The 1,350-nt window shown below is 73.0% G+C and carries 1 protein-coding gene; it reads right to left on the reverse strand.

The window, feature by feature from the left end; translation table 11 throughout:
• Window positions 1-468: 468 nt before the first annotated feature.
• Window positions 469-1,350, reverse strand: an 882-nt coding sequence (locus tag AB0J09_RS64855) for an MFS transporter (RefSeq protein WP_360714461.1), incomplete at its 5' end; no start/stop codon positions are given.

Genomic DNA, 1,350 nt, shown 5'->3' on the forward strand with positions numbered 1-1,350 from the left:
CCTGGGTTAACTCTGGCCAACACCGCCGAGACGGCCGTTTATGCCCCTGTCACCACCGGCGGCCCCGCCTCGACGACACCCCGTCCGGCCAGCGCATTCACGCCGTCCACCGCTCCGCGCCGCCCCTCTGAGGGCGTGGCGGCAAGCCACTCGCCAGCGGCACGGCCTGGCTCAGCCGCCCCAGCCCCGGCCCTTGCCTCAGCCGCCCCTGGCTCGGCCGCGCCTCTGCCCAGCCTGGCCCCGCGCCGTCCGCCGCGGTCCCCTTCCGCTGGCCGCCTTCAACGAGGCCCAGCCGAAGTCGGGCCCTGCACCTTCGGCGAGGCTCCTCGTGCGACCGAGTTAGGCCCCGTACCCGTCGCAACCGAAGCACCGAGCACCGAGCACCGATGACGCCTCAGCCCGTTGCCAAGTGCTCCGGCCCTGTGGGCCGGAGCCCGCGCTTAACGCGCGGACAACGCGCCCCATAGCTCACCCCGTGGAGGGTGAAGTGGTCGCCGGTTCGACGCCCGTCACCGCCCCTTCCTCCTCGAGCGGCACGGTGGGAGCCTCAGGCGGGCGGCGGGACCAGAACGGGGCGGCGACGAGCACCATGCCCATGCCCACCAGGCCCGCGATCACGAACCCCCACGCCGGTCCGCTCCCGTCGATCACGGCCCCCACGATGGGAGCCGCGGTCGCGCCGCCCATCAGCAGGGCCGTGCCGTGGAAGCCCATCGCCTCACCTCTCGCCCCGGCGGGCACCCACCGGGAGAGCACGTCGACCGAGGACGACAGCGACGGCGCGCAGAGCAGACCGGCCGGAACGAGCGCCAGGACCAGCCACTGCCAGCCGCCGCTCACCAGCCCCACCGGGATGGTGAGCAGGCCCATGGAGGCGATGAGCGCCAGGGGCGAGAAGCCACGCGACAGGCCACCGTATACGAAGCCGCCGATGAGAGAGTAAACACACCAGACGGCCACGGCGAGACCCACCCACTCGGTCTGTCCGGCCTGATTGATGGTCGCGACCAGCGACAGCTCGGTCGCCGTGAGCACGAACGTGGCCGCCGCGGTCGTGCCGAGCAGCGCCGCGAACCCGGACGTGATCCACTGCCGCCGCGGCACCTTCGTCGCGTTCTCCTCCAGTTCTTCGGCCGACCGGGTGGGCGGGTTGAGCGCGATCAGGCCCAGGCCGGCGGCCGCCGTGCCGACCCCGATGACGGTCATCGTCACCCCGCTGCCGAACGCCGTCAGCCCCGCCACCGCGAGGGCGGGACCCACCATGTACGACAGCTCGACCAGCATCGAGTCGAGCGCGAACGCGCTGCGCCGCTGGCCCATCGGAACCAGTGCGGCCAGGCACTGCCGGGC

Origin of the sequence: Nonomuraea sp. NPDC049784 (assembly GCF_040659615.1) — a bacterium.
Lineage (GTDB): Bacteria > Actinomycetota > Actinomycetes > Streptosporangiales > Streptosporangiaceae > Nonomuraea.